Annotated in this window: 22 protein-coding genes; 12 read left to right on the forward strand and 10 right to left on the reverse strand. The window is 71.5% G+C overall.

Features of this window, described 5'->3' with window-relative positions:
• Positions 1–108: 108 nt before the first annotated feature.
• A complete protein-coding gene (locus tag HALOF300_RS05385) occupies positions 109–1,377 on the forward strand; it encodes an alpha-hydroxy acid oxidase (protein WP_156739909.1) in 1,269 nt (422 codons plus the stop codon).
• 96 nt (positions 1,378–1,473) lie between these two features.
• Here HALOF300_RS05385 and HALOF300_RS05390 read toward each other — a convergent pair whose 3' ends face one another.
• From HALOF300_RS05390 to HALOF300_RS05405, 4 genes are all read right to left on the reverse strand, one after another.
• Positions 1,474–2,763, reverse strand: a complete 1,290-nt coding sequence (locus HALOF300_RS05390; protein WP_156739910.1) for a polysaccharide pyruvyl transferase family protein — start codon at positions 2,761–2,763, stop codon at positions 1,474–1,476.
• A 43-nt stretch (positions 2,764–2,806) separates the two neighbouring features.
• Positions 2,807–3,148: a hypothetical protein gene (locus HALOF300_RS05395; protein ID WP_156739911.1), complete on the reverse strand. Its 342-nt coding sequence runs from the start codon at positions 3,146–3,148 to the stop codon at positions 2,807–2,809.
• A 56-nt stretch (positions 3,149–3,204) separates the two neighbouring features.
• Positions 3,205–4,248, reverse strand: coding sequence for a LacI family DNA-binding transcriptional regulator (locus tag HALOF300_RS05400; protein WP_156739912.1), 1,044 nt, complete (start codon positions 4,246–4,248; stop codon positions 3,205–3,207).
• Positions 4,249–4,394: 146 nt separating this feature from the next.
• The gene (locus HALOF300_RS05405) at positions 4,395–5,402 is read right to left on the reverse strand and encodes a zinc-dependent alcohol dehydrogenase (RefSeq protein WP_156739913.1); all 1,008 of its coding nucleotides are present in this window, start codon (positions 5,400–5,402) and stop codon (positions 4,395–4,397) included.
• A gap of 155 nt (positions 5,403–5,557) precedes the next feature.
• Here HALOF300_RS05405 and HALOF300_RS05410 point away from each other — a divergent pair, with 155 nt between their 5' ends.
• From HALOF300_RS05410 to HALOF300_RS05435, 6 genes are all read left to right on the forward strand, one after another.
• Positions 5,558–7,288, forward strand: a complete 1,731-nt coding sequence (locus HALOF300_RS05410; RefSeq protein ID WP_156739914.1) for an IlvD/Edd family dehydratase — start codon at positions 5,558–5,560, stop codon at positions 7,286–7,288.
• A 154-nt stretch (positions 7,289–7,442) separates the two neighbouring features.
• Positions 7,443–10,025, forward strand: a complete 2,583-nt coding sequence (locus HALOF300_RS05415; RefSeq protein ID WP_156739915.1) for a hypothetical protein — start codon at positions 7,443–7,445, stop codon at positions 10,023–10,025.
• 145 nt (positions 10,026–10,170) lie between these two features.
• Positions 10,171–11,349 (forward strand): L-rhamnose isomerase, encoded by a 1,179-nt coding sequence (gene rhaI, locus HALOF300_RS05420; protein WP_156739916.1) that lies wholly within the window; start codon positions 10,171–10,173, stop codon positions 11,347–11,349.
• An 83-nt stretch (positions 11,350–11,432) separates the two neighbouring features.
• On the forward strand, positions 11,433–13,469 hold the full coding sequence (locus HALOF300_RS05425; RefSeq protein ID WP_156739917.1) for a bifunctional aldolase/short-chain dehydrogenase: 2,037 nt from the start codon (positions 11,433–11,435) through the stop codon (positions 13,467–13,469).
• A 10-nt stretch (positions 13,470–13,479) separates the two neighbouring features.
• Entirely contained in the window at positions 13,480–15,006 is a 1,527-nt protein-coding gene (locus HALOF300_RS05430) for a rhamnulokinase (protein WP_156739918.1), read from the forward strand.
• Positions 15,003–15,656, forward strand: coding sequence for a DUF1961 family protein (locus HALOF300_RS05435; protein ID WP_197522325.1), 654 nt, complete (start codon positions 15,003–15,005; stop codon positions 15,654–15,656). The genes HALOF300_RS05430 and HALOF300_RS05435 overlap by 4 nt, the downstream gene beginning before the upstream one ends.
• Before the next feature lie 34 nt (positions 15,657–15,690).
• Here the strand turns inward: HALOF300_RS05435 and HALOF300_RS05440 are convergent, their stop codons facing one another.
• Complete coding sequence (locus HALOF300_RS05440) at positions 15,691–16,401, reverse strand: hemerythrin domain-containing protein (RefSeq protein WP_197522326.1); 711 nt, start codon at positions 16,399–16,401, stop codon at positions 15,691–15,693.
• 132 nt (positions 16,402–16,533) lie between these two features.
• Between HALOF300_RS05440 and HALOF300_RS05445 the strand changes: the two genes are divergently transcribed.
• Entirely contained in the window at positions 16,534–17,406 is an 873-nt protein-coding gene (locus HALOF300_RS05445; protein WP_197522327.1) for a LysR family transcriptional regulator, read from the forward strand.
• 82 nt (positions 17,407–17,488) lie between these two features.
• Here HALOF300_RS05445 and HALOF300_RS05450 read toward each other — a convergent pair whose 3' ends face one another.
• The 3 genes from HALOF300_RS05450 to HALOF300_RS05460 are packed head-to-tail and all read right to left on the reverse strand — an operon-like array spanning position 17,489 to position 18,870.
• Positions 17,489–17,917 carry a DUF4190 domain-containing protein gene (locus HALOF300_RS05450; RefSeq protein WP_156739922.1) on the reverse strand — a complete coding sequence of 143 codons (429 nt, stop codon included), beginning with the start codon at positions 17,915–17,917 and terminating at the stop codon, positions 17,489–17,491.
• A 3-nt stretch (positions 17,918–17,920) separates the two neighbouring features.
• A complete protein-coding gene (locus HALOF300_RS05455; protein ID WP_156739923.1) occupies positions 17,921–18,526 on the reverse strand; it encodes a LytR C-terminal domain-containing protein in 606 nt (201 codons plus the stop codon).
• Positions 18,527–18,576: 50 nt separating this feature from the next.
• Positions 18,577–18,870 carry a type II toxin-antitoxin system VapB family antitoxin gene (locus HALOF300_RS05460; RefSeq protein WP_154795820.1) on the reverse strand — a complete coding sequence of 98 codons (294 nt, stop codon included), beginning with the start codon at positions 18,868–18,870 and terminating at the stop codon, positions 18,577–18,579.
• Positions 18,871–18,960: 90 nt separating this feature from the next.
• Here HALOF300_RS05460 and HALOF300_RS05465 point away from each other — a divergent pair, with 90 nt between their 5' ends.
• Entirely contained in the window at positions 18,961–20,151 is a 1,191-nt protein-coding gene (locus HALOF300_RS05465; protein ID WP_197522328.1) for an alginate lyase family protein, read from the forward strand.
• On the opposite strand, the gene HALOF300_RS05470 is transcribed toward HALOF300_RS05465, so the two are convergent.
• The gene (locus HALOF300_RS05470; RefSeq protein ID WP_231955045.1) at positions 20,148–20,741 is read right to left on the reverse strand and encodes a GNAT family N-acetyltransferase; all 594 of its coding nucleotides are present in this window, start codon (positions 20,739–20,741) and stop codon (positions 20,148–20,150) included. The two genes, HALOF300_RS05465 and HALOF300_RS05470, sit on opposite strands and share 4 nt — an antisense overlap.
• A 544-nt stretch (positions 20,742–21,285) precedes the next feature.
• Complete coding sequence (locus tag HALOF300_RS05475) at positions 21,286–21,813, reverse strand: GNAT family N-acetyltransferase (protein WP_156739926.1); 528 nt, start codon at positions 21,811–21,813, stop codon at positions 21,286–21,288.
• Positions 21,814–22,489: 676 nt separating this feature from the next.
• On the opposite strand from HALOF300_RS05475, the gene HALOF300_RS05480 reads away from it, so the two are divergent.
• The 3 genes from HALOF300_RS05480 to HALOF300_RS05490 all read left to right on the forward strand — a co-directional run bounded on the left by HALOF300_RS05480 (position 22,490) and on the right by HALOF300_RS05490 (position 23,998).
• Positions 22,490–23,263: a TetR/AcrR family transcriptional regulator C-terminal domain-containing protein gene (locus tag HALOF300_RS05480; RefSeq protein WP_231955047.1), complete on the forward strand. Its 774-nt coding sequence runs from the start codon at positions 22,490–22,492 to the stop codon at positions 23,261–23,263.
• A 98-nt stretch (positions 23,264–23,361) separates the two neighbouring features.
• Positions 23,362–23,616, forward strand: coding sequence for a YtxH domain-containing protein (locus HALOF300_RS05485; protein WP_156739927.1), 255 nt, complete (start codon positions 23,362–23,364; stop codon positions 23,614–23,616).
• Between the two features lie 79 nt (positions 23,617–23,695).
• Complete coding sequence (locus HALOF300_RS05490) at positions 23,696–23,998, forward strand: DUF4235 domain-containing protein (protein ID WP_156739928.1); 303 nt, start codon at positions 23,696–23,698, stop codon at positions 23,996–23,998.
• The last annotated feature ends 5 nt before the right edge of the window (positions 23,999–24,003 follow it).

The raw sequence follows: 24,003 nt of genomic DNA on the forward strand, positions 1-24,003 counted from the left end.
TCGCGGGGGCAACCGCTCTGAAACGATACAATCGAGTGTCGTGTCCGCTACCATCGCGGGGGTGGCGGACGGCCGCCCCCGCGTGATGAGACTGGAGAGTTCCCCCCGATGGTTCAGCGTCGAATCCCGAAGGTGCGCGACCTCGCGCCGCTGATGCAGTTCAAGGCACCGGAGCTGAACGGTCGCAAACGCCGCCTCGACGCCGCCCTCAACGTCGAGGACCTGCGCACGATCGCCAAGCGGCGTACCCCGAAGGCCGCGTTCGACTACACCGAGGGCGCCGCCGAGAAGGAGCTGTCCCTGGCCCGTGCCCGCCAGGCGTTCGAGGACATCGAGTTCCACCCGGCGATCCTGCGGGACGTGTCCGCCGTGGACACCTCGGCGACCGTGCTCGGCGGCCCGGTGGCGCTGCCGTTCGGGATCGCGCCCACCGGGTTCACCCGGATGATGCAGACCGAGGGCGAGGTCGCCGGTGCCGGTGCGGCCGGCGCCGCCGGGATCCCGTTCTCGCTGTCGACCATGGGTACCGCGTCCATCGAGGACGTCGCCGCCGCGAACCCCGGTGGGCGGAACTGGTTCCAGCTGTACATGTGGAAGGACCGGGACCGGTCGATGGCCCTGGTGGACCGGGCCGCGAAGGCCGGGTTCGACACGCTCCTGGTCACCGTCGACGTGCCCGTCGCCGGTGCCCGGTTGCGGGACACCCGCAACGGCATGACGATCCCACCCTCCCTCACGCCGAAGACCGTGATCAACGCCATCCCGCGGCCGCAGTGGTGGATCGACTTCCTCACCACCGAGCCGCTCGCGTTCGCGTCCCTCGACCGCTGGTCCGGCACCGTCGCAGACCTGCTGAACACGATGTTCGACCCGACCGTGGACTTCGACGACCTGCGCTGGGTCTCCGAACAGTGGCCCGGAAAGGTCGTGGTCAAGGGGATCCAGACCCTCGAGGACGCCAGGCGCGTCGCGGACCTCGGCGTGGACGGGATCGTGCTGTCCAACCACGGCGGCCGCCAGCTCGACCGGGCCCCGATCCCGTTCCACCTGCTGCCGGAGGTGGCCCGCGAGCTCGGGAACGACCTCGAGATCGTGCTGGACACCGGCATCATGAGCGGGGCGGACGTCGTCGCCGCGATCGCCCTCGGCGCCGACTTCACGCTCGTCGGCCGCGCCTACCTGTACGGCCTGATGGCCGGCGGCCGCGAGGGCGTGGACCGGATGATCGCCATCCTCACGGCGGAGATCACCCGGACCATGCGCCTGCTCGGGGTCGCCTCGCTCGATGAGCTCGGGCCACAGCACGTGACCCAGCTGAGCCGGCTCGCACCGCTGCAGCGGTCGGCCCGCGCCGAGAGCGAGCGCCCGGTCGGCTGACCGCCGACGGCTCGCTCCGGGCCGCTGACGGGTCGGCCAGAGGGTCCGGGTGAGTCAGAGCAAGGCGATGCGCCGGCTCACCCGGAACCCTCTGTCTCAACGCACCCGGCTCGCGGCCACCGCCGCCCGTCCCATCCAGGACAGCTGGCGCAGCGCCTCGGCGTGCACGCGCTCGGCGGCGCCGCGCGCGGCGGCCGGGTCCGCCACCACCCGGGCGAGCCGCTCGATGACCTCGGCTGCGCCGTCGTCGATCTCGTTGACCATGTTCGACCCACCCAGGTCCGCGTACATGGCGCCCTTGACCGTGTCGGTCGGCTGGCGCAGGTAGGTGCCGGGCACGCCCACCGTGGTGGCCAGGATGGGGGAGTGGCACTCGATGCTGACGACGGCGGCGGCTCGCGCGTACGTGGCGGTCGCCGTGGGCAGGTCCCAGAACTCGTCCATGATCGCGACCTTCCCGCGCACGTCCTGCGGCAGGGTCGCGGGCCAGTGGTCGGCGATCAGGGCGACGGCGTAGCTCATCTCGGGTGCGATGAGCACCTGCCGGCCGGTGGTCCGCACCCACCAGGAGATGGTCTCGGTCAGGACGCCGAGGTCGCGCGGGGTGAACGCCTCGTTCACGGCGTCCTTGGTCAGGTCGGTGGCGGTGATCGGCAGGTTCCGGAAGTGCGCGTAGGGCGTGTAGCGCAGCCGGGGCACGGCGACGAGGTAGCCGGGTTCCAGGCCGTGGTCGGCGAGCACGGCATCGGCGCCGGCCTCGTCGCGGATGTCGAACGCGAACGTCGCGTCCGGACCCGGCTCGAGGATCTCGGCGCGCACGTCCTGCCCGCGCAGGTAGTCAAGCGAGATGGTGTCCCGGCAGAACACGAACGCGGCGCCGTCGAGGATCTCGCGAGCCTCGTCGTCGAGGTGGCCGGGGGCGATCCCGCCGACCACCCGGCGCGCATCGGGGAGCTGGAAGGGCATGAAGTTGCCGAGCGGGTCGAACGTGATGCCGAAGAATCCGTAAGGCTTGCCGGAGGGGCGCCACGCCCGCAGGCCGGGCCTTGAGCCCATGCCGGCGGCGCTGCCGTGGATGAACAGGTCCGCCTCCTCGAAGGCGCGTGCGAGTTCCGGGGTGTCCGGGCGGCCGTCCGCGCCGATGTCGCCGTAGGCGAACTCGAGATCGCCGAACCGGTCGGCGAGCATGGTCTGCTCCCGGTCGCCCAGGCTGCCGGGCCACAGGATGATCCGGCCCGCGCCGGCGCCGAGCAGCGCCGTGATCGCGCCCGGCGTGTGGGCCACGTCCCCGATGTTGATGGTCTGCCAGGAGGACCGGAGCAGGATCGTTCCGACCCCTTTCGTCTCGGTAGGAGGGTCTTGAAGCATCGTTGCATCACCAGTCATGCAGGCAGCATACCGGGTCCGGATAGCGGCCCGAAGAGGCGGGCTACTCGCCGATGGCGCGTACGGCGACCACCTCGCACTGCACCGGGTAGGACTCGGCGCACCCGCCCTCGACCCAGACCTCGACGTCCTCGGAGTCCACCAGGTCGGCGGCCTCGATCGGCTGGTCGCCGCGGAGGAAGTCCGGGTCGCCGCGCAGGAGGCTCATGCCCTCGTAGTAGGGATCGGAGGGACCGACGAGGACGAGGGTGGTTCCCTCGGTCCCGACCTTTCCGGTGACGTCCGGATCCCGGTCCGGTGGCCCCGCGGGACCGGCGCAGGCCGCGGTCGTCAAAGCGAGGATGGCGGCGGCGACGGCGACCGGGAGGCGGCGCAGGGCGTCCATCACCCGATGATGCCAGTCTCCTCGGCGGCCGTCACCGGCGTGAGTGCGCGGGTGGTTCAGGCGGGCCCGCTCGAGGCCCGCACCACGAGCTCCGGCTCGAACTCGACCTGCTCCGCCGTCAGGTCCTCCGAGCCGCGACGCAGCAGCATGTCCGCTGCGGTCCAGCCCATCTTGTACATCGGTTGACGCACCGAGGTGAGCGGGGTGGCGAGCATGTTCGCGAACATGACGTCGTCGTAGCCCACCACGGCCATCTCGCCCGGCACCGAGATGTCGAGGTCCCGCAGGGCCCGCAACGCCCCGAGCGCGGTCACGTCGTTGACGCAGAACGTGGCGGTCGGGGTGGGACCGTCGGCCGCGAGGAGCCGGCGCATGCCGTCGTCGCCACCGTCGGCGTTGAGAGCCTCGAGCGCGATCTCCACGAGCGAGGTGGCCGGGTCGAGGCCGTGAGCGGTGAGGGTCTGCATCACGCCGTCGCGGCGGTCCGCGCACTGGCGCAGCGTGAGCGGGCCGTTCAGGAACGCCAGCCGGGTGTGGCCCTGGGCGAGCAGGTGCTCGGTGGCCAGGGCGCCGCCGCCGACGTCGTCGACGGCCACCGACGGCAGATCGGGAAGGGGAGAGGTGTGGTCGAGCAGGACCACGTCGATGCCCCGCTCACGCATCGCCAGGAGCGTGTCCAGGCTGCCCTCGGAGGGCGTCGCGATCACTCCACGCACGCCGTGCTCCTCGAACAGGCGCAGGTAGCGGCCCTCGCGCTCGGGGTTCTCGTCCGAGCTGCACAGCATCAGCGTGTACTCGTCCTGGGCGAGCCGGTCCTCTATCCCACGGGCCATCTCGGTGAAGAACGGGTTCGCGATGTCCAGCACCACGGCGCCGACGGTGTTCAGCTCACCGCTGCGCAGCTGGCGGGCGGACGCGTTGCGCACGAACGAGAGTTCCTTGATCGCCGCCTCGACCTTGGCGCGGGTCGGCGGGGCCACGTTCTCCGGCCGGTTCAGTACGTTCGACACGGTGCCCACGGACACGCCGGCGAGTCGGGCCACGTCCGTGACGCTCGGGCGCTTGCCGTTCCGGCCGGTGCCAGGCTGGGTCGCCGCCATCGTTCTCCTCGTTGGTCTGAGTTCCGTCGGGTCGAGGCTCTGAGTTCCGTCGGGTCGAGGCTCAGGGGTCACCCGTGACCGCGGCAGCCCTGCCCAGGTTCGAGTGTAACGATTCATGGGTCGGCGGGTGCCTCACCCGGCGGAGTTCACCGTCGCGGATCGACGTGGACCTTCGGTCCCCGGCTGCCCGGCCGCTCGCCGGCGAGCACCGCCGCGGCCTGCGTGAGGGGGACGGTGGCAGCCACCAGCGGCCGCGGATCCACAGACCCGTTCGCATAGGCCTCGATCGCGCCCGCCAGGCCCGCGGACGCCCCGAGGATGCCCACCGCCGTGATGTCGCGGAACACGAGCGAGCGGCTGTCGAACAGGGTCGGGGTCGGCGCGATCCCGATGAAGACGACCCGGCCGGCGGGTTCGACGAGGTCGACGGCGCGGGCCGGCACGCTCGCACCGGTCGACGCGTCGACGACGGCGTCCCATGGCTCGTCCGGCAGCGTCGCCTCGGTCCAGGTGTGCGTCAGGCCGAGCGAGCGGGCGAACTCCAGGGACTGTTCATCCGGCCCGAGCAGATGTGCCCGTGCGCCGGCGGCCTCGACGAACAGCGCCGCGAGCAGACCGATGGTGCCAGGCCCGGCCACGAGCACCTGGTCGCCCTCGCCCACGTTCGCCGCCCGCACGGCGCGCACGGCGTTGCCGCCCGGTTCGACCATCGCCCCGGCGGTGTCGTCCAGGGCGTCCGGCAGGGCGTGCAGGGAGGAGGCGGGCACCAGCAGCTGCTCGGCGAGCGCGCCGTGCCAACCGCCGCGGATGCCGATCTCGTACCGGTCGGCGCACACGTGGTGCCGACCGGCCAGGCAGCGGCGGCAGTGACCGCAGCCGAGCATCGTGTCGCCCGTGGTGCGCCGGCCGACCCAGGCCTCCTCGACGCCGTCGCCCACGGCGCTCACCGTGCCGCACCACTCGTGGCCGGGCCGCAGTGGGTAGGCGGCCTGGCCGTCGTGGAGGTAGCTCATCTCGCCGGTGAACAGCTCCACGTCGGTGCCGCAGACCCCCACCCGGCTCACGTCGACGACCACCTGCCCGGGGCCGGGCCGGGGCGCCGGGACGTCCGCGACCTCCGCCGTGTGCGGCCCGGTCAGCACCACCGCCCTCATGCGGGGGCCTGCCGGTTCGCGCGTGCCACGGGGTGTCCCGGGCTGACTAGGCTGGCGGGCAACGGAGTCATCGTCGAATCGTTCCTCGCAGGTGGAGGGGCAGGTGCGCGTGCGAACCCACCCTAGGGGCGCAGCGCCGGAGCAGAGGAGTCAGTGTGGCCGAACAGAGCCGTGAGTTGCGCAGCCAGCAGTGGTACGCCGGGCAGGGGCGGGATGCCTACATCCACCGGGCCTGGATGCGTCGTGGCGTGCCCGCGGACGCGTTCGAGGGCCGCAAGCCGCACATCGCCATCGCGAACACCGCCTCGGACCTGGCGCCGTGCAACTCACATCTGAACGAGGTGGCCGCCAGCGTGCGGGACGGCGTGCTCGAGGCCGGCGGGGTCCCGCTGAACATGCCGGTGGTCTCCCTCGGCGAGACGCAGCTGCGGCCCACCGCGATGCTCTGGCGGAACATGGCCGCGATGAGCATCGAGGAGATGATCCGCGGCAACCCGATCGACGGCGTGGTGCTCCTCGGCGGCTGCGACAAGACCATCCCGGCGCTGCTCATGGGCGCGGCTTCGGTGGGCCTGCCCGCCGTGGTGGTGCCCGGTGGGCCGATGCTCACCGGCACGTTCGCGGGTCAGGCGCTCGGCTGCGGCACCGACGTGTGGCGGCTGTCCGAGGAGGTCCGGGCCGGTACGCTCCCGGCCGAGCAGTTCACGCGCTCCGAGTCCGCGATGATCCGCTCCCGCGGGCACTGCAACACGATGGGCACCGCGTCAACGATGGGGCTGCTCGCCGAGGCGCTCGGCATGGTGCTGCCCGGCCTGGCCGGCACCCCGGCCCCAGACAGTCGTCTGCTCGAGGGCTCCCACGCGACCGGCAAGCTCGTCGTCGAGATGGTCGCGGCCGACCGCGGGCCCGCCGACGTGCTGACGAAGGCGTCCTTCCACAACGCCATCGTCACGCTCGCCGCCATCGGTGGCTCGACCAACGCCGTCGTCCACCTGCTCGCGATCGCGGGCCGCCTCGGCATCGACCTGACCCTCGACGACTTCGACCGGATCGGATCCCGGGTGCCACTGCTCGTGGACCTGCAGCCGGCCGGGCGGTTCCTGATGGACGACCTCTACCGGGCCGGCGGGCTGCACGCAGTGCTCGCACAGGTGCGCGACCTGCTCGACCCGAGTGCGCTCACGGTCGACGGGACCCCACTCGTGGACCACCTCGGCGACGCCCCGATCTGGGACCCCGAGGTGATCCGCCTCCGCGACGCCCCGGTCCTGGGCGAGGCCGGAATCGCCGTGCTGCGAGGCAACCTCGCCCCGGCCGGCGCCATCATCAAGCCCGCAGCCGCCACCCCCCAGCTCCTGCAGCACCGCGGCAAGGCGGTCGTGTTCGACTCCATCGAGGACTTCCACGAGCGCATCGACGACCCCGGACTCGAGGTGGACGCCTCCAGCGTGCTGGTGCTGCGCGGCTGCGGACCGAAGGGTTACCCGGGCATGCCCGAGGTCGCGAACATGCCGATGCCGAAGCGGCTCGTGGAGCAGGGCGTGCGGGACATGGTGCGCATCTGCGACGGCCGGATGAGCGGGACGGCATACGGCACCGTGGTGCTGCACGTCTCGCCCGAGGCCGCGGCCGGCGGCCCGCTGGCACTGGTCCGCACCGGGGACACGATCGTGCTCGACGTCGCGGGCCGGCGCCTCGACCTGGACGTGCCGGCGGACGAGCTCGCCGCCCGCACCCCCAACGAGGCGACGCTTGCCGGGTTCGCTGCGCCCACCCGCGGCTGGGAGCGGCTGTACGTCGACCACGTGCTGCAGGCCGACTCGGGTGCGGACCTGGACATCCTGGTCGGCGCCAGCGGCAGCGAGGTGAGCCGCGAGTCGCACTGACGTGCCGCCGCTCGCTGGGATAGCACCTGTGTGCCTGAGTTCGCCCGTCAGCCAGTGCGAGGTCAGCTTCGCAGGTGCCATGTCACGAGAGCCGATGGGCTAGGCTCGTGTGGAACGATTCAATCGAAGGCTCGCAAGGGGGCGGCGCGGTCCAATGGGTGAGGGTGCAGAGGTTCGCGGACAGGTCGGATCTGGTTCGGCGCCGACCGGCCCGTACGCGTTCCTGTTCTGGAACGACCACCTGGACGCCGAGGCGATCCGGGCCGAGCTTGCCGATCTGGCCGCGGCCGGGTTCCGAGGCGTCACGATCAGCGCGCGGATCGGGCTGAGCCGCGAGATCGGCTACCTGACCCCGGCCTTCTTCGACCTGGTCCGCGCGGCCGTGGACGAGTGCGCCCGGCTGGGACTGGCTGTGATGCTCTACGACGAGGCCTCCTACCCGTCCGGCTCGGCGAACGGACTCGTCGTGCAGCGCGATCCGGCGTTCGCGGCCCGGTCCCTGCAACGGGTCACTCGCGACATGCACGCGTCCAGCCGCGAGTACTGGCGCCCGACCCTCGGACGCTCACCCGCGCAGCGGCTGCTGGCCGTGGTGGCGGCGCCGCTCGTCCGGTCGGACGGGTCCGGTTCCGGCGCCGACGGTGCTCTCGGCACCGGTTCCGACAGGTCGGACGACGCCGCTGCCGACGGCCTCGCGCCGGGCTCGGCCGACGGCCTCGTACCGGACGTCGCCGGCGCCCGGCTGCTCGTGCCGAACGAGCGGGGTCTGGTCGCCCTCGACCTGCCCGCCGGCCGGTGGCGGCTGTGCGCGATCTTCGACGCTCCGAGTGCGGGCACCATCCGCGGTGCCTACGCCGACACCGATGACGACTCCGCGCTCAGGCCCGCCGCGGCCGACCTGCTCAACCCGGACGCGGTCGCCGCCTTCATCGACCTCACCCACGAGGGCTACGCCCGCGCCCTCACCGACCACCTCGGCACCACCGTGGTGGCGATGTTCACCGACGAGCCCTCCATGCTCGGGCGCGGCCCCACGCAGGGCGCCGTCGCCTACACGCGCAGCTTCGAGACCGACGTGGCGGCCGAGCTCGGGGCGGACGTCGGCGAGGTGCTGCGGCGCCTGCCCGCGCTCTGGGACGACGGGCCCGCGGACCCGGCGCTGCGCCGCGCCTACCACGTCGCCCTGCGGAACCGCCTGAACAGCGTGTACTACGGCGCCCAGTCGCGCTGGTGTGCCGACCACGGCATCGCCCTCACCGGTCACCCCGCCAAGGGCGACGACCTGGCCTCCGCCGCCTGCTTCGACTGGCCCGGCCAGGACACCGTGTGGCGGTGGGTCCTGCCCGGCGACGGCTCTGCCCTGGCCGGCCCCGAGTCCACCGCCCCGAAGGGAGCCGCGAGCGCCGCCCACCTACGCGGGCACGGAACCGCCGTGGCGGAGGTGCTCGGCGCCTACGGCTGGCGGCTCAGTCTCGACGAGGCGAAGTGGCTGCTCGACTGGTACCTGTCCCGCGGGGTGACCACGCTCGTGCTGCACGCGTTCTTCGCGTCCGTGCGCGGCAACCGGGCCTACGAGAGCGAGCCCGACCTCGGCCGGCACAACTCCTGGTGGCCGCACTTCCCCCGCCTGGTCGCCTACCAGCGCCGGATCGCCGACCTGGTCGCCGCCGGCACCCACACCGCGAGCGTCGCCGTGCTCGCCGACCCCGACCACCTGCCCGACCGTCGCGCCGGCGAACTGTTGCGGGCCCAGCTCGACTTCTTCTACATCGACCCGGACGCGCTCACGGGTGCCACCCTCGACGGTGGCGCCCTGCTGATCGGAGACCAGCGCTACCTGGCCGTCGTCGACGACCTCGGGCCGGGCGCGGGTCCTGATGCCCGACGGCGGTTGGCCGCCTTCGCGGCTGACGGCGGCCTGGTCGAGGCGTACGAGGGCGTGCTCGATGCCGCGCGGCTCGAGCGGGTCCGCGCTCACGTGCGGACCGGCGGCGGGCTGGCGGTCACGGTCGAGCCGCCCGCCCCGGAGCTGCGGGTGGTCACCGTGCGCCGCGACGGTACGTCCGACTCGGTGTTCTTCAACGAGGGTGAGGACGCCATCGCGGCGTGGGTCACGCCGGACCGGGTGCCGGCCCGGCCGCAGTGGCTGGACCCGCTGACCGGTACCCGCCAGGACGCCCCGACGCGTTCCGACGGGGCCGTCCGGCTCGACCTGCCGCGCCGCGGCACCGCGGTCCTGACCGAGGCGACCGACCAACCGACCCAACTGCCGCCGTCGGGCGCCGCCGTCCGCACCGAGGCGACGAACCCACGGACTCAACGGCCGCCGTCGGGCACTGCGACCCGCACCATAGAGCTACGCGACCTGACCGGCACCCCCGCGGCCGCTCTGGCCGCCCCGTCCGTTGCCGAGCTCGGCCTCGGTGACTGGCGGGACCATCCGGACCTGCGGCTGTTCTCGGGCAGCTACCGGTACGTGACCTCGGTGGACCTGCCAGCCGATGTGGCAGCGGTGGTCCTCGACCTCGGCGAGGTCGGGCAGGCTGCCACGGTGGTCGTCAACGGTGCCACGGTCACGGACCTGATGTGGGCTCCGTACCGCGCCGTGATCGGCGCCGAGTACCTGCGTGCGGGCGCGAACCGGCTGGAGCTGCTCGTCAGCAACAGTGCGGCCGTGCACTACGAGGGCGCCGATCTGCCGTCCGGCCTGATCGGGCCGGTGACGCTCAGCTACTGACGCGCGAACCATGTTCGCACCCGGGGCGGCGTCCCGTGAACGCTTGACACCCGCCGTCGGCCGCTTCTAGTCTGAATCCAGATGGTGAATCGTTTCAGAGCCGAAGGCCGGTCGCCATCATCCCGAACCAGACATGGAGCACAACATGACCACGCCGGCAACCGCCGCCAACGGGGTGCGCGACGCGCTCGCCGCCCAGACCATCGAACTGCCCTCCTGGGCGTTCGGGAACTCGGGCACCCGGTTCAAGGTGTTCAACCAGGCCGGCGTGCCGCGCGACCCGTACGAGAAGATCGCCGACGTCGCACAGGTGCACGCCTACACCGGCGCCGCGCCGCGCGTCTCGCTGCACATCCCGTGGGACCTCGTCGACGACTACGACGCGCTCGCCACGCACGCCCGTGACCTCGGGGTGAGCATCGGGGCGATCAACTCGAACCTGTTCCAGGACGACGACTACATGCTCGGCTCGCTCACCCACCCGGACGCCAAGGTGCGGGCGAAGGCGGTCAAGCACCACCTCGACTGCATCGACGTGATGCGCGCAACCGGCTCCACGGACCTGAAGCTCTGGCTGCCGGACGGCACGAACTACCCCGGCCAGGACGACATCCGGGCCCGCCAGGACCGGCTCGCCGACGGGCTCGCCGAGATCTACGCAGCGCTCGACGACAACCACCGGCTGCTCCTGGAGTACAAGTTCTTCGAGCCGTACTTCTACACGATGGACATCCCGGACTGGGGTACCTCGCTGGTGCACTGCCTCGCGCTGGGGGAGCGGGCCACCGTGGTGCTGGACACCGGTCACCACGCTCCGAACACGAACATCGAGTTCATCGTCGCCCAGCTGATCCGTCTCGGGCGGCTCGGCGCGTTCGACTTCAACTCCCGCTTCTACGCCGACGACGACCTCATGGTCGGCGCCGCGGACCCTTTCCAGCTGTTCCGGATCATGAACGAGATCGTCGGCGCGGACGCGCTCCGGGCGGAGTCCGGCGTGAACTTCATGCTCGACCAGTGCCACAACATCGAGCCGAAGATCCAGGCCCAGATCCGGTCCGTCATGAACGTCCAGGAGGCCACCGCGAAGGCGCTGCTGGTGGACCGGGAGGCCCTCAAGGCGGCCCAGACCAACGGCGACGTGCTCGGCGCGAACGGCCTGCTCATGGACGCCTACAACACCGACGTCCGTCCGCTCCTCGCGCAGGTGCGCGAGGAGCAGGGCCTGGCCGCCGACCCGATCGCCGCCTACCGCGCGTCCGGGTACGGCGAGAAGATCATCGCCGAGCGCGTCGGCGGCACCCAGGCCGGCTGGGGCGCCTGACCCGCTCCCGCGCCGGCGCCGCTGCAAGCCCGCTCCGCACCCGGAACCGACTCCCACCACCCCCCGAGAGTGAAGGCTCTTCCATGACGAACCCGGCTGTCGCCGACCTCATCGCCCGGTCCAACCGCCTCGGCGCGGACCCGCGCAACACCAACTACGCCGGCGGGAACACCTCCGCCAAGGGCACCGAGATCGACCCGGTCACCGGGGAGTCCGTGGAACTGTGCTGGGTGAAGGGCTCCGGCGGGGACCTCGGTACCCTCAAGGAGTCCGGCCTGGCCGTGCTGCGCCTGGACCGGCTGCGCGCCCTGACCGGCGTGTACCCCGGCGTGGACCGCGAGGACGAGATGGTCGCCGCGTTCGACTACTGCCTGCACGGCAAGGGCGGGGCCGCGCCGAGCATCGACACCGCGATGCACGGTCTCGTCGACTCCGCGCACGTGGACCACCTGCACCCGGACTCCGGCATCGCGATCGCCACCGCAGCCGACGGCGAGCAGCTCACCGCCACGATCTTCGGCGAGCGTGTGGTCTGGGTCCCGTGGCGCCGGCCCGGCTTCCAGCTCGGGCTGGACATCGCCGCCATCAAGGAGGCCAACCCCCAGGCGATCGGCTGCATCCTCGGCGGCCACGGCATCACGGCCTGGGGTGAGACCTCCGAGCAGGCCGAGGCGAACTCGCTGGAGATCATCGCCACCGCCGAGACCTACATCACCGAGCACGGCAAGGGGGACCCGTTCGGCGCCGTCGTGCCCGGCTACGAGGCGCTGCCCGAGGCGGAGCGGCGCGCGAAGGCCGCCGCGCTCGCCCCCGCGATCCGTGGCATCGCCTCCGCGGACGCCCCGCAGGTGGGCCACTTCACCGACTCACCCGAGGTCCTGGACTTCCTTGCCAGCGAGAAGCTCGGCCCGCTCGCGGCGCTGGGCACGTCCTGCCCGGACCACTTCCTGCGCACCAAGGTCAAGCCGCTCGTGGTGGACCTGCCCGCCGCCGCCCCGGTGCAGGACGTGCTCGCCCGCCTCGCCGAGCTGCACGAGGCCTACCGCGCCGACTACGCCGCCTACTACGACCGGCACGCCACGCCCGACAGCCCTGCCATGCGCGGCGCCGACCCCGCGATCGTGCTGGTGCCGGGCGTGGGCATGTTCTCCTTCGGCAAGAACAAGCAGACCGCGCGCGTGGCCGGCGAGTTCTACGTCAACGCGATCAACGTGATGCGCGGCGCCGAATCGCTGTCCACCTACGCCCCGATCGAGGAGTCCGAGAAGTTCCGGATCGAGTACTGGGCCCTCGAGGAGGCCAAGCTCGCCCGGCTGCCCAAGCCGAAGGCGCTCGCCACCCGGGTGGCCCTGGTCACCGGCGCCGGCTCCGGCATCGGCAGGGCGATCGCCGAGCGGCTCGCCGCCGAGGGTGCGTGCGTCGTCATCGCCGACCTGAACCTCGAGGGCGCGCAGGCCGTCGCCGCCGAGCTCGGCGGGCCGGACGTGGCCGTGGCCGTGCAGTGCGACGTCACCAGCGAGGAGCAGGTCGCCGCCCTCATCGACGCCGCCGCGCTCGCGTTCGGCGGGGTGGACCTGGTGGTCAACAACGCCGGCCTGTCCATCTCCAAGCCGCTGCTGGAGACCACGGTCAAGGACTGGGACCTGCAGCACGACGTGATGGCCCGCGGCTCGTTCCTGGTGGCCCGCGAGGCCGCCCGCGCGCTGATCGCCCAGAAGCTCGGCGGCGACATCGTCTACATCGCGAGCAAGAACTCGCTGTTCGCCGGCCCGAACAACATCGCCTACTCGGCCACCAAGGCCGACCAGGCCCACCAGGTGCGCCTGCTCGCGGCCGAGCTCGGCGAGCACGGCGTCCGGGTGAACGGCATCAACCCCGACGGCGTGGTGCGCGGTTCCGGCATCTTCGCCGGCGGGTGGGGGGCCAAGCGGGCCGCCGTGTACGGGGTGGAGGAGTCCGAGCTCGGCGCCTACTACGCCCAGCGCACCCTGCTCAAGCGTGAGGTCCTGCCCGAGCACGTGGCCGCCGCGGTGTTCGCGCTCGCCGGCGGTGACCTGAGCCAGACCACGGGTCTGCACATCCCGGTCGACTCCGGCGTCGCGGCCGCATTCCTGCGTTGATGGTGGGCTGATGACCGCGTTCGCCGCCGTCGACCTGGGTGCCTCCTCGGGGCGGGTGATTCGCGCCGAGGTGGCCCGGGTCGGCGGCGAGCGGCGCCTCGTCCTCGAGGAGGTGGCCCGGTTCGCGAACGGAGCAGTGCCCGACGGCGCAGGCACCTTGCGCTGGGACCTCACCGGGCTCTTCGGTGAGGTCGTGCAGGGGCTGCGCGCCGCGGGGCGGCGCGGCCCGCTCGCTGGGATCGGCATAGACAGCTGGGCCGTGGACTACGGTCTGATCGGTGCCGACGGGGCGCTGGTCGCCGAGCCCGTCGCCTACCGCGACGAGCGGACGGCGCCGGTCATCGCCGGCGTACATTCCGCCGTCGACCCGGAAGAGCTGTACCGGATCGCGGGGATGCAGCACCTGCCGTTCAACACGATCTACCAACTCGCGGCCGAGCGGGCCGCCGGCGGGCTCGAGGGCGTCGAGCGGGCCCTGCTGATCCCGGACCTGCTCGCCTACCTGCTCACCGGGGTGGCCGTCAGCGAACTCACGAACGCCTCCACCACGGCGCTGCTCGACCAGCGGACGCGGACCTGGTCGACCGACCTGCTGGGGCGGATCGGGGTGCGCGCCGGCCTGCTGCCCGACGTCGTCGAGCCCGGGCACGTGATCGGCACCCTGAGCGAGTCCGTGCGGGAGGCGACCGGACTCGGCGAGGTGCCCGTGATCGCCGTCGGGTCCCATGACACCGCCTCGGCGGTGGCGGGCATCCCCGCCAGGGGCGCCGACTTCGCCTACGTCTCCTGCGGCACCTGGTCGCTGGTGGGGGTCGAGCTGACCGAACCGGTGCTGACCGAGGCGTCCCGCGCCGCGAACTTCACGAACGAGCTCGGCGTCGACGGCACCGTGCGGTACCTGCGCAACGTGATGGGGTTGTGGCTGCTCCAGGAATCGCAGCGCGCCTGGCGTGAGGCCGGGGACCCGGGCACGGACATCAGTACGGACATCACGGCGCTGCTCGACGCCGCGGCGCGGGTCCCCGCGCGGCGCACGCTCGTGGACGTCGATCACCCCGACTTCCTGCCGCCGGGGGACATGCCGGCGCGGATCGCGGCGCACGCCCGCGCGAGCGGTCAGCCGGTGCCGGCCACCGCGGCCGAGGTGACCCGGTGCATCCTGGACTCCCTCACCGTCGCCTACCGGCGGGCCGTCCGGGAGGCCACCGAGCTGTCCGGGCACCCCGTGCGGGTGCTGCACATCGTCGGCGGCGGGTCCCGGAACGCGCTCCTGTGCCAGGCCGCCGCGGACGCCACCGGGCTGCCCGTGATCGCAGGACCGGACGAGAGCACGGCGATCGGCAACGTGCTCGTCCAGGCCCGCGCCGTCGGCGCCCTGACCGGTGATCTCGTGGCCCTGCGCGCGGTGGCTGCCCGCGGGCTGACACTGGCCCGCTACGAACCCGACCCGACCGAGCGGGCGGCCTGGGCGGCCGCCGAGGAACGCGTGCACGGCGCCGAGGAACGCGTGCACGTCGCCGCGGCGGACCGGGCGTGAGTGGCTACCACAACCCGCTCGCCGGGTCGGACGACGTGGCCGACTGGGTCCTCGAGGGCGACGGTGCGGTGACGTTTCCGCTGGGCCGGATGCGCCTGGAGTCCACCCGGGACCCGGCGCAGGGGCAGGCCGCCAACGTCGTGTACTGGTGCCCGGTCGAGGCGCCCGACGGGGTGGCGATCAGCTGGGACTTCTGGCCGGTGCACGAGCCCGGCCTGTGCATCCTGTTCTTCGCCGCCACCGGGCACGACGGGCGCGACCTGTTCGACCCCAGGTTGCCGGCCCGGACCGGCGAGTACGAGCAGTACCACCACGGCAGCCTGGACGCCTACCACGTGTCCTACTTCCGGCGCCGGTGGGAGGACGAGCGGGCCCTGCACACGTGCAACCTGCGCAAGTCCCACGGGTTCCACCTGGTGGCCTCCGGCGCCGACCCGCTGCCCGACGTGGCCGACGCCCGCGGGCCGTACCGGATCCGGCTCACCATCGCCGCCGGCGCGGTGACGTTCTCGATCAACGACGTCGAGTCCTTCCGGTGGGTCGACGACGGGTCGGTCGGCGGGCCGCCGCTGGGGCCGGGCCGGATCGGGTTCAGGCAGATGGCCCCGATGGTGGCCGAGTACGCGAACCTGAGCATCGAGCCGCTCTGACCCCACCCGAGCGCTGTCATCGGGGCGGGCCGGGTCACCGCGATGACGTCGATCCTGCCGCGCTCGGGACGCGGGCTGCCGGCGTGCCGGACCAGACCGTCAGCGCGGGCCAGCGGGCACTGCGGGACAGCGGCTTCAGGACCGGCCAGTGGAGGGCGGCGGGTACGCCGAACCGGCGGACGAGGTCCGGGCGCCACCGGACGCCGTCGGCGATCCAACGCAGGAACCGGAGCGTGTCGGCCGCCGTGTACCCGTCGATCCAGGCGCGCTTCTCGAACGCCTGCCACTCGCGGTGGCTGAGTGCCCGGCGCACGATCTCCAGGCCCTCCTGCTCCTCGTGCGTCAAGTGCGCGAGCAACGGACCCTCCAGCTCGTCGAGGGCCGCGAGGGCATCCGCGGCAGTGGCCCGGTCCGCGACCAGGCCACGAGCGGCCGCCTCGAGCGCGAGCAGCGGCCCGTCGAGGGACTCGTGCTCGGCCTCCATGGCGTCGAGGACCACACGACTGGCCGGGTCGCGATCCAGCAGCACCGGCCACAGGCTGTGATCCTCACCCTCGTGGTGCCACCTGAGCTGGGCCATCACCCACTGCAGGTGGCGCCCGAGACGACGGCGCCGTCGCACCGACAGTCCCGGATCGCCCAGCAGCAGCCGGACTCGGGTCACGTCCCGGCGAAGGGCCGAATGGAACAGCGTCATCGTGAACGGGTCGGCGCGATCCTCGGCGGCGGCGGGCTCGGTGGGCATCGGTCGGACGTTCGTCACTTCTTCCTCCACTGGTCGTGCCGTGCGGCGAGGGCCGCAGTTGGTGCGAACCAGCATGCGACGCGACCTAGGCATCAGACAAACCGATGGATTCGATCGCTAGGATCGGAACTGATGATGGATGAGGTGAAGCTCGAGGCGTTCGTCGCCGTCGCGGAGGAGGAGTCCTTCAGCGCGGCAGCCGACCGTATCCGCGTCGCGCAGTCGACGATCAGCGCGCGGATCAAGGAGCTCGAGGCGGAGCTCGGACAGCCCGTTTTCATCCGGACCAGCCGCCGGGTCCGGTTGGCGCCGGCCGGCACGGTGGCGCTCCCTGCTGCCCGCACCGCCCTCGCGGCACTCTCCGCGCTGCGTCAGGTCGTCGACGACGTCGCGGGAGTGCACCGGGGCCGGATCCGGCTGGGACTGTTGACCGGCGCCGACCTCCCCGACCTCGCGCAGCTCCTCGCGGACTTCGCGGGAGAGTTCCCGGGCATCGAGCTCGTCGTGTCCTCGGCGTCGGCGCAGGACCTGTATCGCGCGGTGTCCGACTCCGCCCTGGATCTGGCCCTCGTGGTGCGGGCGGGCGCGGTCGAGCCGGGTGGGACGGCGTGGGCGGAACTGCTGAGCGATCCGATGACCGTGGTCGGCCTGGACCGGGTGGTCGGACCGGTGCCGGTCACGGAGCTGGAGGGGGTGCCGCTGATCCTGCTCGACGCGGCCGTGGGTGCGCGCGGAGTCCTTGAGGCGGCTGCTCGCAGCGTGGGAGCACGGCTCGATATCGCCGTCGAGGTCTCCACCCCGACCCTCGCCACGGAGCTGTTCGCCCGGGGCATGGGCGCTCTCGTCATCCCGGCCAGCCTCGCACCGCGACACGGGTCCGTGCTCATCGGTGCCGACGGTGCCCAGCTGAGCGTGTCGGTCGGCCTGATCAGCCACCCGACCCTGCGTACCCCCGCCGCCGACCTCCTGCTCGGCCGGCTCCGGGGGCTGGCCGCGACCGGCTGAGGTCGGAGCCGGCCTCAACCCTGGCGGTGCGACGCCGTGGGTCGGCGGGCCTTCCTCAGCCATGCGGGGCCCCGGCCTTTTCTCAGCCGGACAGCCAGAACGCGGTCAGCAGCAGTGCCCAGAATCCGACCACGACGTACCCGAGCACGAGCGCGGCCATGGCCAGGCCACGACCCCGCATGAGGTTGTTCCTGGTCTGCACCACGCCGATGTGCCCGAAGACGATCGCGAGCAGCGCGGGCACCGACAACACCACGCCGAGCAGGGCGAACACCAGGGCGAGCGTGGCCCACACCGAGGACTTCGGCGGCGGTGTGTAGTAGCCGGGCCCGGAGAACGTCTCGGCGTAGGAGGGCAGCGGGCGGGTGTAACTGTTCACGAACGGGGAGACGCCGTACTGGGCGGTTGCCTGCCAGGGGCGCCGGGACGCGTCGGCGTGCGCGGGCGCCGGCACCTCGGGTGCGGGCGCGCGCACCGGCGCGAGGGAGGTGAAACCGCCGCCGACGGACATGACTCAGCCGGTCGCCGTCGGGAGTGGCTCGCAGCCCTGCGGAGCAGGGATCACGACGGCCGGGTCGAGGAGCACCTCTTCGGCCGGCAGCAGCATCTCGAACTGGGCGCCGAGGATCACGTCGACGGTGGCGTCCGCACGCTCGTCGAGCACGATGGTCGATTCAGGGAACAGCAGCGCCACGCTGTAGGCCTGACCGAGCCCGGTGGGGCCGGCGACGATCCGGGCGACGCCGGCGTAGCTGGACTCGGCATTGGCCTGGGCGGCGATGATGATGCCGCGGGCCTGGAGCTCGGCGCTGGTAGTGCCGGCGAGGCCGCTCGTGGTGGTGCCGTTCAGAACGGTTGCCGTGATCTCTGCGAAGTTGATGTACGTCTGCCCCTCCGGCGGGCACGGGCCGGGTGCGGCCGTCGCCTCGGTGGGCTCGGGGGAGTTGATCGGGATGTTCACCGGCGTGGGGAGGATCCCCACCCACATGGCGCCGGCGGTCAACGCGATCACCAGCATCACCGCGATCAGGCCGCCGAAGATGACGGTCTGTCGCTGCTGCAGGTGCCGACGCCGGGCTGCCCTGGCCTCGGCGGCGTCCCGCACGCCATTGGTGCTCACGGAAGGAACCTAGCGGATACGCGGCCGCGGACCACGGAACTGTCCATGGCTCAGATCTCCAGGACCCGGGCGTGGAGTACGTTGCGCTGCTGCAGCGCGGTCCGCAGGGCGCGGTGCAGTCCGTCCTCGAGGTACAGCACGCCGCGCCAGGACACCACGTGCGCGAACAGGTCGCCGTAGAACGTGGAGTCCTCGGACAGCAGGCTGTGCAGATCGAGGGTGGCCTTGGTGGTGACCAGTTCGTCGAGATGCACCTGCCGCGGCGGAATCTGCGCCCAGTCCTTGGGCGTACTCAGCCCATGGTCCGGGTAGGGGCGCGCATCGCCGACGGCCTTGAAGATCACCAGGTGATCCTAAATGAGGTGGCGGCCTGCGCCCTACCGGCACGCGCAGGCGGACCAAGAATCCATGTTATGGGCGTAGCATCCATTTGGATGCCTTCCAATCTGCCGCCGCCCAGCCTGACCACGATGTCGTGGACCGTCCTCAGTGGTGCCCGTGAGGCCCTGCGGGACGGGTCTGCGGGAGAACCGCTGCGGAACGCGCGGGATGCGCTCCTCGCGCAAGGACGGGCGGTCGCAGCGCTCGCCCCGGTGGCCGTGACCGACAAGCCGGACCCTGGCCCCTCGGGCGAGATCCGCGACTTCTACGCGATCGGCAAGTACGCCTGGCCCGACCCGGAGCACGCGGACGGGCTGCCGTACCTGCGCCGGGACTGCCTGATCAACCCCGAGTCGAACTCGGGCCGGTATGACAAGGCCCGCTACGACGAGATGGTCGAGAGGGTCCGGGTGCTCGCGCTCGGTGCGTTCATCGGTGACGACGCAGAGCTGGGCGGGGGCGCCGCCGCGTTGCTGCGGACCTGGTTCGTGGACCCCGGCACGTCGATGACGCCGCACCTGCGTCACGCGGCCGTGCTGCCGGGCGTCAACGACGGCGCGGCGATCGGCATCATCGAGGGCGCGGTGCTCGTCGAGGTCCTCGACCACGTGCGTCTCCTTGAGGCGGACGGCCACTGGCGTGGCGCGGACCGCGACGGCCTTCGGGCTTGGATGGCGGACTACGCACACTGGTTGCGCACGAGCGACTTCGGGACGGCGGAGGGCCGGATGGTCAACAACCACGGCTCGTTCTGGCTCGCGCAGGTGGCCGCGGCCGCCGGCTACGCCGGCACCGCGACGCCCGAGCTCGTCGCCGACCTGGCCGCGCTCGGCCGTACGCACCTGGAGCACCAGCTCGGCCCGGACGGCTCGCTGCCGGAGGAGATGGCTCGCCTCGACGCGTGGCAGTACGCCACCTACGGGTTGCGCGCGCTCGCCACCGAGGCCCAGGTCCTCGCCGGGCTCGGTGTGGACCAGTGGTCCTACGCTACGAGCGACGGGCGCAGCCTGCGCCTCGCCTACGAGTTCCTCCTGCCCTACCTCGGCGGCGCCGAGTGGCCCTACGCGCGGGTGGACCAGGACGAGGACAACCACGCAGGAGACCACGCGATCGCTGCGGCCCGGATCGGGGCGATCGGCCTCGCCGACCCCCGCGTTGCCGACGCGCACCGACGCCTCGCCGCCACCGGTGAGCCGAGGCACGTGGTGCTCGCCGGCGACGTTCGCCAGGGTGTGGACGCCTAGGAGTAGGCCAGGTAGCGGCCGGGCTTGCCCGGATTCTCGACCGTGAACCGCAGTTGCAGGTCGGTCCGCCCGATCAGGTCCACCTGTTGGGTGAATTGCTCGTTGGTGACGAAGAGGTGCCCGCGCAGGGTCCAGTCCTGGGCGAGCCAGGCCCGAAGTGCCCCGAGCAGCGTCCGGTCCGTCTCCGTCGCCAGTCGGGACCGGCGCACCCAGAAGTACACGGCGGCCTCGTACTCGTCCCAGCGCTGGTCTCCGACCGCGGTGATGCGCGCGCCGGTGAACGAGCGCCCATCGGTCGCCATCAGGTAGACGCAGCCGAGGCACTCCGTGCCGGCCGGGTCCATCACCGTGTAGGTGAAGGCCCTGCCGTCGGCGTGCCGTTCCTCCAGCCCGACCAGGTCCTCCCGGTTGGCCTCGACGGTGAAGTCGTCCGCCGGCCACGTCGACTGCTCCCAGGCGCGCAGGTAGTCCCGGCTCTCCATCACGGCCGCGTAGTCCAGCTCGGCGTCGGCGGCCACGATCGGCCGGAGGACGAACTCGTCCGTGGTCAGCCCTTCGGGGATGTCGGACTTCTGGATCTCGAAGGGCACGGCCACGCTCCTCTGGGTCGGGTCGGTCTCCCGGTCACGCTAGTGATTCCTCCGTGGGGCTCAAGCGAATAACCCGCACCCGCCGGTCCGGGTAGCGCGGTCTCGACGGGCGTGCGTCCGGCACGCCCGGAGGTGAGGAACTCGCGGATGTGAGGGACCTATCGTTGATGCTGCGGCAGAGGTTGATGTCCGACTGGTCAGCGAGCGTGACTGGCCCGCGCTCGAAGAGCTCCTCGGGCCGCGGTGGCGCTTCGAACGGGTGCTGGTGCCAGTACTGGATGGCAAGCCGACTATCACCGTCGCGACCGGCAACTGAACAGGGTCGTCGGCGATCATGCCCGGCGTCGTCCACAGGTCGGCGGCAGCCTCGGCGTCGAGGTCGGTCAAGGTGGCGTAGCGGGTGAGGTAGTCGTCAATCTGTTCGTGGCTGATGCGCATACTTCGAGGATCTGACGCAAGAGCGAACACAGTCATGGCGGGTCTCCGGCCTGTAAGAGGGCCGGCGTCGGCCCCTCTTGGTGGTGCTCGGTGGCCCGGAACATGATCAGGGTCGAGATCGACTTGCCCGACGCTCGGCGCTGGGTTGCTGACCGGGGAGTATGAAGCGGTACATCTGCACCGTCCAGGTCGGTTCCTCGGTCGGCTTCGAGGCATACCACTCGGCGCCCATGGCCGCGTAGAAGGGCGCGGCGTTGGGATCGGCGCCGATGATGAACTGGGAGGCCCCGAGATCGCGCGCCGTCTGGACGGCGTGCCGCCAAAGCACCCGGCCGAGGCCCTCTCCGATGTGGTCGATGGCGACGAACATCTTGTCCAGGAGCAGTCCGTCGTCGTCCTCGGTGAAGCCGTAGAAGCCCAATTTGCGACCCTCGCGGTCGATGATGACGAGGACCGGGTTGTCGCGGACGTAGGATTCCGAGATTCGCCGAGCGTCGCCGGCCCAGTCGAAGTAGCCCTCGGGGTAGCCCCAGTGGGATGCGGACCGGTTCTGGAGCTCCTCCAGCTCCTTGGCCTCGTAGGGCTCGGCACGACGGAACTGAAGACGGGCCCCGTAGCCGACCGCGCTACCCATCGTCACGACCGGGCATGCGTTCGGCGACGCCCCGTTCTTCGCCCGGGCTCGTCGCCTCCAGCGCTTCGCGCACCTGGCCGGTCACGGCGGTCATGACGCGAGTCTCGCAGGTGGACCGCGCTCGCCGGGGCGACTTGCGGGCGTGCCGTGCGAGACAGGCTGCGGCCGTCGCCGCAGTGCTCCCGACCGTCGCGGACTGTCTCTGTGGATCTCCAGCCGACGTCCGACCGGCACCCGGCTACCGCAAGATCGCGTGCTGAGCTGAGACTTGGTCCGGCGCGCATGGAGGGCGAGCCGATGACTCGTCCGAGGCGGCCGGTGCGGAGTGCATAGCCATCGAGCGAGAGCTTCGTCGCCGGATCGAGAACTGCCTGGGAGTCATCCGGCGCGAGGGAGCGCTGGCGCCGGGAGGTGACTCCCGGCAGGCGAAGGTGTTCCTCACCCTCGTGAACGCGGTAGCAGTCGCACGCGCGCTGCCGTCGGAGGACTCGGCGCTCGCAACCGAACTGGAAGTGCTGTACGCGGCGGTCGACGATGTACTGACCGACGCGCCGACCCGGGGAACAGACCCGTCGAGTTAAGCGGCCCGGTCGCCGCGCCTGCGGTTCAGCGCGGCCGCATCCCCCGCCCGCACCCACCGCAGACTCACCGGCTCCGGGCTGATCGGACCGAAGACGTGGCAGGGCCGCTGCGATGGTGCGAGATTGGCTCTATGGAGGAGCAACTGGACGCGGATGCCGAGGTGGTCGCCGGACCGGATCTGCCCTCGGCTCGGGTGCCGCTGAGCGAGGAACGGATCGTTGAGGCCGCGTTGAGCTTCATCGATGGGCACGGGCTGGCGGGACTGACGATGCGGCGGTTGGGTCAGCGACTCGGCGTAGAGGCAATGTCGCTGTATCGGTATGTCCCTGGCCGGGAGGCGATGCTGGACCTGGTCGTGCAGTCGATGATCGACCAGTTGCAGGAGGACGCCGAGGTACTTCGGCGCCCGGAGAACGGGTGGCAGGACTTCGTGCAGCGTCTGGCTCACGGGGTACGGCGTGTCGCTCTGATGCACCCGCGGGCCTTCCCGTTGGTCGCCTCGCGCCCGCCGGAGGCGCCCTGGTTGCGGCCGCCGCTTCGGAACCTGGATTGGGTGGAGACCTTCCTGGCCGGACTGCATCAGGAGGGTTTCGATGACGTGACCTGTGCCGGTGCCTACCGTGCGTTCACCAGCTTTCTGCTTGGGCACTTGCTGCTGGAGGTCGCCAACCATGGCGCCGATGTCGGTCCGTTGGACGTGCTGGAGGACGACGGCGATCCCAGTCGGGACGGACTTGAGCGGTACCCCACGGTGCTGCGCTTGCGAGAACCTCTCTCCCAGGACCATGCCGCGGTGGAGTTCGAGGAGAGCCTGGAAGAACTGCTGGAACGGATGGCCCTGATGCTCAGCGAAACCTCTAGCGGATGACCGGATAGGTCAGCGACGCCGCCTACCGGTTGCGCCGCAACCCACGAGGGGTACGTTTACAACGTAAGTTCGTTCGGGTTGGGTGTGAGGAGCGCGACGTGAAGGGCAAGTTCGGACTGATCGTGGGATTGGGTGTCGGCTACGTGCTGGGCGCTCGTGACGGACGCCAGCGTTACGACAAGATCAAGGCCCAGGCACAGCAGTTGTGGCGGCGCCCCGAGGTGCAGGACGCGGTCGAGGCAGCCGGCGATCTGGCCTCCCAGGCGGTCGACCAGGCCACGGCCGCGGGTGAGAAGCTCGCACGCGGGAAGCGCCCGGACCAGCCGGTGCCTCCAGACCGGCCGGTGCGCTAATGACCGCATCCACCGACAGCCCCAGCGCTGGCCAGCGATCAAAGTTGACGATTGGTCACCCAACCAGGAGCGAACACTCATGAGCGGCAAGAACCAGCAAGACGGCAACAAGGCAGCCAAGATCCTCTACCAACCGTTCGGATTGGTCAGCAGCGTGGTCGCGGGCCTGATCGCCGGCCAAGTCTTCAGGATGGTCTGGCAGAAGGCTTTGCCGGGCGACCGTGGCGACGCGCCAAAGCCGCTGGAGTCCGAGTACTCCTTCAAGGAGGTCCTGGTCGGCGCACTGATCCAGGGTGCGATCTTCGCCGCTGTGAAGGCCACCGTCAGCCGCGGCGGCGCCCGGGTATTCGAGCGCTGGACCGGGGAGTGGCCAGGCAACTGATCTCC

The sequence above is a fragment of the Occultella aeris genome, assembly GCF_902703175.1.
In the GTDB taxonomy this organism is placed as follows: domain Bacteria; phylum Actinomycetota; class Actinomycetes; order Actinomycetales; family Beutenbergiaceae; genus Occultella; species Occultella aeris.

Bases quoted from the DNA above. Each gene is read 5' to 3' on its own strand.
- HALOF300_RS05385 (WP_156739909.1), top strand. From the start codon at position 109: ATGGTTCAGCGTCGAATCCCGAAGGTGCGCGACCTCGCGCCGCTGATG.
- HALOF300_RS05390 (WP_156739910.1), bottom strand. From the start codon at position 2,763: ATGACTGGTGATGCAACGATGCTTCAAGACCCTCCTACCGAGACGAAA.
- HALOF300_RS05395 (WP_156739911.1), bottom strand. From the start codon at position 3,148: ATGGACGCCCTGCGCCGCCTCCCGGTCGCCGTCGCCGCCGCCATCCTC.
- HALOF300_RS05400 (WP_156739912.1), bottom strand. From the start codon at position 4,248: ATGGCGGCGACCCAGCCTGGCACCGGCCGGAACGGCAAGCGCCCGAGC.
- HALOF300_RS05405 (WP_156739913.1), bottom strand. From the start codon at position 5,402: ATGAGGGCGGTGGTGCTGACCGGGCCGCACACGGCGGAGGTCGCGGAC.
- HALOF300_RS05415 (WP_156739915.1), top strand. From the start codon at position 7,443: ATGGGTGAGGGTGCAGAGGTTCGCGGACAGGTCGGATCTGGTTCGGCG.
- rhaI (WP_156739916.1), top strand. From the start codon at position 10,171: ATGACCACGCCGGCAACCGCCGCCAACGGGGTGCGCGACGCGCTCGCC.
- HALOF300_RS05425 (WP_156739917.1), top strand. From the start codon at position 11,433: ATGACGAACCCGGCTGTCGCCGACCTCATCGCCCGGTCCAACCGCCTC.
- HALOF300_RS05430 (WP_156739918.1), top strand. From the start codon at position 13,480: ATGACCGCGTTCGCCGCCGTCGACCTGGGTGCCTCCTCGGGGCGGGTG.
- HALOF300_RS05440 (WP_197522326.1), bottom strand. From the start codon at position 16,401: ATGCCCACCGAGCCCGCCGCCGCCGAGGATCGCGCCGACCCGTTCACG.
- HALOF300_RS05445 (WP_197522327.1), top strand. From the start codon at position 16,534: ATGATGGATGAGGTGAAGCTCGAGGCGTTCGTCGCCGTCGCGGAGGAG.
- HALOF300_RS05450 (WP_156739922.1), bottom strand. From the start codon at position 17,917: ATGTCCGTCGGCGGCGGTTTCACCTCCCTCGCGCCGGTGCGCGCGCCC.
- HALOF300_RS05465 (WP_197522328.1), top strand. From the start codon at position 18,961: ATGCCTTCCAATCTGCCGCCGCCCAGCCTGACCACGATGTCGTGGACC.
- HALOF300_RS05475 (WP_156739926.1), bottom strand. From the start codon at position 21,813: ATGGGTAGCGCGGTCGGCTACGGGGCCCGTCTTCAGTTCCGTCGTGCC.
- HALOF300_RS05490 (WP_156739928.1), top strand. From the start codon at position 23,696: ATGAGCGGCAAGAACCAGCAAGACGGCAACAAGGCAGCCAAGATCCTC.